Below are 6,000 nucleotides of genomic sequence, written 5' to 3' on the forward strand. Positions count from 1 at the left end.
ACTGAGCTTACATACGCATACATAACATCGCCTTTCGTGTTATGGGCTAACAGGTATCCTTAACCACTTATTTTATAGCAAATTCTTCAACGAATATATAGCAGTTAATGTGAACAGAACGAAAATTTTTTGATATTCTCGCCTAAAGTTACACAGAAACGCTCATCCACTGTTAGTCGCAAAAGTATATTTTCAACAAATCTGTTGTTGCTTTGTCATTTATGACAGCCCGTCCTATTGTTATGCCATTGCTGATGATAATATATTCTCCGTTTTCATATCTGGCATTTACCAAATCATCTTCCCTTTTTAAGTCTATACATATACTTGATATAATTCCACAAATCTCCTCTTGTGAGCTTCCGCTTTTTATCTCATAAGCATAATCCGCATCTCCTATCTCATTCAGATCAGTTACCAAACAATACTCCGCTCCATTCATCAGCATTTCTTCATTCAAAGTGGGTAATTGAGCCGTCTTATACTCATTAAATAAAAAGATAACTACAAGCGCAATGAATGCCGGAAAAAAGATACCGCCAAACCGCTGTGCATAATTTTGTTCTTCCCACCGCTTGCCATGACCACCAAACAGCGGTATTTTCATCTGCACCAAACCTGCTCCTATACTTACAAGCAAAAAATAAAATATAACTTTTATCAAAGACTCATCCCCCTTTTAATCATTAATAAAAATATCGTTCTTAAAACGACGCCTACTAACCATATAAAACGAAACACCTTGTTATATCTTGAACTATTAGAACACGGAACAAGCCAATGTTCCTGTGGAAACCCCAAAAGGTCTTCTTTTAATTCCTGCTTCAATTCCATGACTATACTCCACATTAATCCAAGCAGCACAATGCACACCGTTCCATAATATGTAATTGGTGCATTTGTAACCACAGCAAAGAAATAATGTGCCATCTTAAGAAGGAAGATACACCACACAATACAGCATACCGAAGCCAAATATTTTTAAGGGTATAGGCGTTACATCAAGTTCTTAGTATATGAAATTTGCAGATTATTCTTGGATTTGACTCAAATCAAATGCACCGTTCTCAATCAACTGCAAAATTGTGTCTACCAAGTTGTTCTTTACAGTTTCACTTTCATTTTCAGTGCCAGAATACTCTACATAAATAGTGTTCTCTCCCATATCAAAGGTTGCATAATATATTACGGTTTTGATACCTTGACTATTTGACTTTGTTACGAAATATCCTGCATTGATATCAACGCCGTCTACACTTGAAGTGATTGTATTTCCATCAATGATAGTATCTAATAGATTTACACCCTGTTTAGAAACTACCATTCTTGTATCACCAATTTTTCCCTCAAAACCCAGAATATTATGATTGTCAGCATCAAAGTAAGCATCTGCGGTAACAGGCAAGTCTGCAAAAAGCATTTCAATTTCAGCATCGCTCAAAGGTCTTGTTGTTACATTTAAGTCAATTGAAGATTGTGATAAGTCATTTTTAACAAAAGTAATTGTTTCTCCACTATCCAGCGTGGCAATATCGTTTTTTGTACCAAACAGTTTGCTTTGAAAAACTCCCACTCCAATCACAGCAACGAGTACGAAGCAAGCAGCAACAGACACCCATTTTTGCCGATTAGTTATTTTACTTGTTTTTTTCATAGGTTCAGCTTCTTTAATATACTGATTATCGACATTTCCCAATGCCCTTAAAAGTTTCTTTTCTTTCATACAGAGATACCTTCTTTCTCTAACAATTTTTTGAGTTCGTTCCTTGAACGAAATAATGACATCTTGATTTTGCTCTCGCTCATACCATATTCCGTTGCAATTTCTTTAATGGGCGATAAATACCAATATCTTCTCATAAAGATTTTTCGCTGTTCTAATGACAGGGAAGAAAGAAAGCGGTTGAGAATATCCGTTAGAGCAATTTCTTCAACAATGTTTTCTGTACTATCCAACGATGGTATGCACTCTTGTATTTCATCAAAAATCAATGGCATTTGCCCGCCATTACGTTTCTTTGCATTGAGCAGTTCGTACCTGTCCAAAGATAAGTTGCGAGTAATCTTCCCTAAAAAAGTTTTTAGAACAGATGGACGGTTAGGCGGTATGCTGTTCCAAGCTCTTAAATAAGTATCATTTACACATTCCTCGCTGTCTTCGTCATTGTGAAGAATATTAAAGGCTATGTATCTGCAATACTTTCCGTATTTTTTTGAAGTTTCGGATATAGCAGCTTCGGAGCGCTCCCAATATAAATCTAATATCTGTTTATCATCCATAGGCTTCTCCTCCTTTGTATTAAGGCCTTTCACCCTAATAGACGGGGAAAATGTGTCAAGAGTCACTTAAATTCAAAAAATATTTATTCAAAGATTAGCTTTTGATATTAATTCTTCAAGTATCATTTTATTTCATTATCTCATCAGTCTTCACCACATAAGCATAGGCCTCTGGATTTGCCTTTTTCAAGTAACGAAGAGTCAATAACTTTTCATGCACTAATTTATGATTGGCATATTCCCGGAAGTCCCTCACCTTTTCAAACTCTGTATCTGTCAACAAACACATTACCATGTACATAACCATGGTTGCTCTCCCTGCTGCAATTTCCGGACTATAGTTTTCTGCATAAATATGTCCACGTAAGTCACGTATACCTTTAACATATATCGGATACTCCTCTGCTCCGACCTTGCCTCGTGACGCAATACATAAAGCTGACTCAAAGCTATCCCATAAGCAGTCCGTTGGTGTTGCATTTATTCCACGGTATGCAATCTCCGCCAACGCAATCGGTTCATATGTACGCTTTACAACATCGCATTCTTTAAAAACCTCTATTAAAGAACACACGTCATAAAGCTGCTTCATTACTTCCATATCCTTACCTTTATTAAGTTCGACACCTGTCGTATGAGGAGCAAATGCAGTCAGTTTATCTGCAAGAATACAATCTGCACTCGGAATTTTAACTGTTAGATACTCTTCTTCCGTCAGTAGTAAATCATTTCTTATTTCCTTTGTCTCAACTTCTGCATAATGATTATTTTCAAATAGCACATCCAATAATATATAAAATTGTTTATTGTTAATTGGTGAATCATAAGTAAATTTAAAATGCCGCTTTTCTATATTGTTTTTTCCGACTCTCTTCTGTTCTTCCACCATCTGAAATGGAAATATAGCAGATGCTTTTTCTAAGTAATCATCCAAATCAGTCCCTGGTTCCACAATAATATCAATATCTGTAGATAATCGACGTGGCTTATCCATTAGCATCATAAGGCAGGTACCACCTTTAAAAATAAATGGCATCCTCACCCTTGCCAAAGCTTCAAGAAGTCCAAAAGCATATACAGTACGTTCTAAAAGCACCGGATCTCTCTTGCTGTCCTTTTGTAGACTGCGAATATATTCCTCACTAAAATTTTCTTTCAAAAGCATTTGCACCTATTCCTTTGTTTTTAATATAATATCCGTTTTATCATGTAGCAGTTTCTTTATTTTCTTTGCGCTCTTTCTTCGATTTGCATATCGAAACAAACAATTTTCATCAATATAGTATCTTGCAAAAGCATCCATATATACACCCGGATATTCTGACTCACTTATAGATGCCAGAAGTAACGGTTCTGACATAATGTCTACTAATAGCTTCTCCAATCTTGTATGCCACGATTTTTCCTGTCCTTTTGGTGCTTCTGTTATAAGCTTTACAATTACAATCATGTTATCCGACCAATACTGATGGTAGATATCTGCCGTTGGATTGATAAGCACTTTTCCAGGATATTTCTCCTTTAATGTATCAAAAACAAATTCCATAATATCTGATTCTACTGATAGGAATATAACATTATGAGCCACTAAATGATTTACGAAATCATTCATTTGAACAAATTCAAATATTGTAAAATTCAAATATGGATATTGTTCCTCTAGTTGCAATGCCACTTCTTCCGCCAATTCCGAATAGTCATGACGGTACACCTGCCGCTTATCATTCGGCAAACAATAATGATTACGTCCCACCCTTACTATCTCACCATCATTGACCATATCTTCAACCTTTTTGTAGAACGAAGCTTCACTTAATTGATATCCTCCCTGACGAAAAGAGACGAATAATTCATTGCGCGTAAATTCCGTCACATTATGAACACCCCTGAAATAAATTTCTTCAGTCATCGTGATATCACCTCCAATTATTTTTCCGGCACTTCACCCAGCCAAGTGCCGGAAATATATGAATAGCGTAATATCTCTTTTCATATTTGTCAATATTTTTTCGGCACTATTATTATTTTAGTGCCATTAATATATTTTGCTTTTCTCAAAAAAATATACCTGGAATTTTTTTACTTTTTCAAGCAAAACGACAAAAAGAGCAATCCACCATAAGATGAATCGCCCTCCATTCAGAAAATATGCCCAGTACCTTTTCTCTTTATCTGTCATAAGCACTTACCTTGCCTTTCCGGTTTTAGGTACGCTTGGAACGATAACATCATCAGACTTTCTGCTATCTACAGACAGCTTCATGAAAACGGAAGCATCAAAAAAGGGGATGTATCTGAATCCACGGTTAACAGATATATTAATCTCCTGGCTCTTAAGCTCAAAACAACCAGCAATCAGGATATGCGCCGCTATGAAAGACCTCACATAAATGAAGTATGGTGTGGTGATTCAAGTATTGGTTCTTAACTGAAAACTCCTGATGGTAAAATAAAGTTCTTCCATAGTGGTCTCCTTTCCGTAAAACTTTGTCAGCATTACCAATCTTCTCCATACTCATCCATTGCATCATCTACACCATCTGCATAATCGCTGTCCCTGTCATATCTGTCATAGTCATAATCGTCATCCATATAGATATCATCATAGCCATCATCATAAGAGTCATATGTACTCTTCTTTGTCGTAGTACTTTTCTTTGTACCACTGCTATATGATGACTTGTTTGTAGAATTTGATTTATTATTGTAACTGCTACTTGAACCAGAGTTACTTGTACTGCTCTTAGAAGTACTGCCAGACGATTTATTGCTATATGATGAACTGCTATGGGATGTACTGCTTCCCGTATATGGTTTATGCAAATAACAATAGCTGCTTCCACTTGCCTGCTTATTATCACATCCTGCCTTAATGCACTTAGGCTCACTTGCTTCACCTATGGAACCTATTACAAACAGAACGCCTATTATTACAAGGAATATTGCCAGTCCCTGTCCAAATGAATTCTTTCTCATACAAATCTGCCTCCCTTGCAAAAAACTCAGTCAAAATCATAATCATCCGGGTCTAACCCTGCTTCTTCCAATGCCTCTGCCCTGTCATCAGGATCCATAAGTTCTAATTCATCAACATCAAGTCCTGCTGCCATTGCATCAATCTCAAAATCATCCTTTGCGTCATCCTCGAAGTCTCCGGCATCTCCAAATAATGCTTCATGTTCTTCCCTGCTAGTGCAAAGCATTTCTCCTGCAAACATCATTTCTGAGCTATCTATTTCTCCATCGCCATTTAAATCCATCCAATTTCTCATTGCCATACCTCCTGTAATCAAGGTTATTTGTTTCTTTCTGATTATATAGTACTACTTATGTTGTCCTATAATCATCCCTTGTATATCGAATCTTTGTTCTTTTGTTACTGTTCAGACCCCAGCCAGAAGTCCTATCACGTAACCACATTTCATTTATAAAAACACTTAAAAATCCTTGAAAAATGGCGGTTTTCTGCCATTTTTTCTTGCATTTCATAGTGTTATGTGTTATAACAAACTCATAACCACTAAGGAGGTGTTTTTTATAGCTATCATAAAACAATTCGATAAAAGATCTGGTATTACCTATGTTTATGACTCTAAATCTTACTACGACAAAGGAAAAAAATGTTCCAGAGCCAAACGTACTCTCATCGGCAAACTTGATTCCAATACTGGTGAGATTATACCTACTGATGGCAGAAATAAGGGTGCAAAGTCTAAACCC

8 protein-coding genes and 1 pseudogene are annotated in these 6,000 nt (G+C 36.3%); 1 reads left to right on the plus strand and 8 read right to left on the minus strand.

All coding sequences use genetic code 11. From position 1 onward, the window contains the following. Positions 1–172: 172 nt before the first annotated feature. From DXB39_RS10300 to DXB39_RS10325, 5 genes are all read right to left on the minus strand, one after another. Positions 173–607, minus strand: a complete 435-nt coding sequence (locus tag DXB39_RS10300; RefSeq protein WP_227710007.1) for a hypothetical protein — start codon at positions 605–607, stop codon at positions 173–175. Between the two features lie 423 nt (positions 608–1,030). Beyond that, positions 1,031–1,723: a hypothetical protein gene (locus DXB39_RS10310; RefSeq protein WP_117841758.1), complete on the minus strand. Its 693-nt coding sequence runs from the start codon at positions 1,721–1,723 to the stop codon at positions 1,031–1,033. Then, complete coding sequence (locus DXB39_RS10315) at positions 1,720–2,280, minus strand: RNA polymerase sigma factor (RefSeq protein ID WP_022243687.1); 561 nt, start codon at positions 2,278–2,280, stop codon at positions 1,720–1,722. Before DXB39_RS10315 ends, DXB39_RS10310 begins: the two co-directional genes overlap by 4 nt. A gap of 127 nt (positions 2,281–2,407) precedes the next feature. Further along, entirely contained in the window at positions 2,408–3,445 is a 1,038-nt protein-coding gene (locus tag DXB39_RS10320) for a nucleotidyl transferase AbiEii/AbiGii toxin family protein (protein ID WP_117698009.1), read from the minus strand. Between the two features lie 6 nt (positions 3,446–3,451). Then, complete coding sequence (locus DXB39_RS10325; RefSeq protein WP_117698008.1) at positions 3,452–4,189, minus strand: DUF6577 family protein; 738 nt, start codon at positions 4,187–4,189, stop codon at positions 3,452–3,454. A 330-nt stretch (positions 4,190–4,519) separates the two neighbouring features. On the opposite strand from DXB39_RS10325, the pseudogene DXB39_RS15330 reads away from it, so the two are divergent. Continuing rightward, positions 4,520–4,702: pseudogene (locus DXB39_RS15330) on the plus strand (IS481 family transposase); the annotation flags it as partial. 74 nt (positions 4,703–4,776) lie between these two features. On the opposite strand, the gene DXB39_RS10335 reads toward DXB39_RS15330, so the two are convergent. From DXB39_RS10335 to DXB39_RS14980, 3 genes are all read right to left on the minus strand, one after another. Next, the gene (locus DXB39_RS10335) at positions 4,777–5,256 is read right to left on the minus strand and encodes a hypothetical protein (protein ID WP_199534303.1); all 480 of its coding nucleotides are present in this window, start codon (positions 5,254–5,256) and stop codon (positions 4,777–4,779) included. Between the two features lie 26 nt (positions 5,257–5,282). Next, a complete protein-coding gene (locus DXB39_RS10340; RefSeq protein WP_117841757.1) occupies positions 5,283–5,552 on the minus strand; it encodes a hypothetical protein in 270 nt (89 codons plus the stop codon). A 55-nt stretch (positions 5,553–5,607) separates the two neighbouring features. Continuing rightward, positions 5,608–6,000, minus strand: a 393-nt coding sequence (locus DXB39_RS14980) for a hypothetical protein (protein WP_207661239.1), incomplete at its 5' end; no start/stop codon positions are given.

The sequence above is a fragment of the Roseburia sp. OM03-7AC genome, from assembly GCF_003462625.1.
In the GTDB taxonomy this organism is placed as follows: domain Bacteria; phylum Bacillota; class Clostridia; order Lachnospirales; family Lachnospiraceae; genus Roseburia_C; species Roseburia_C amylophila.

Bases quoted from the DNA above. Each gene is read 5' to 3' on its own strand.
- DXB39_RS10300 (WP_227710007.1), bottom strand. From the start codon at position 607: ATGAAAATACCGCTGTTTGGTGGTCATGGCAAGCGGTGGGAAGAACAA.
- DXB39_RS10310 (WP_117841758.1), bottom strand. From the start codon at position 1,723: ATGAAAGAAAAGAAACTTTTAAGGGCATTGGGAAATGTCGATAATCAG.
- DXB39_RS10315 (WP_022243687.1), bottom strand. From the start codon at position 2,280: ATGGATGATAAACAGATATTAGATTTATATTGGGAGCGCTCCGAAGCT.
- DXB39_RS10320 (WP_117698009.1), bottom strand. From the start codon at position 3,445: ATGCTTTTGAAAGAAAATTTTAGTGAGGAATATATTCGCAGTCTACAA.
- DXB39_RS10325 (WP_117698008.1), bottom strand. From the start codon at position 4,189: ATGACTGAAGAAATTTATTTCAGGGGTGTTCATAATGTGACGGAATTT.
- DXB39_RS10335 (WP_199534303.1), bottom strand. From the start codon at position 5,256: ATGAGAAAGAATTCATTTGGACAGGGACTGGCAATATTCCTTGTAATA.
- DXB39_RS10340 (WP_117841757.1), bottom strand. From the start codon at position 5,552: ATGAGAAATTGGATGGATTTAAATGGCGATGGAGAAATAGATAGCTCA.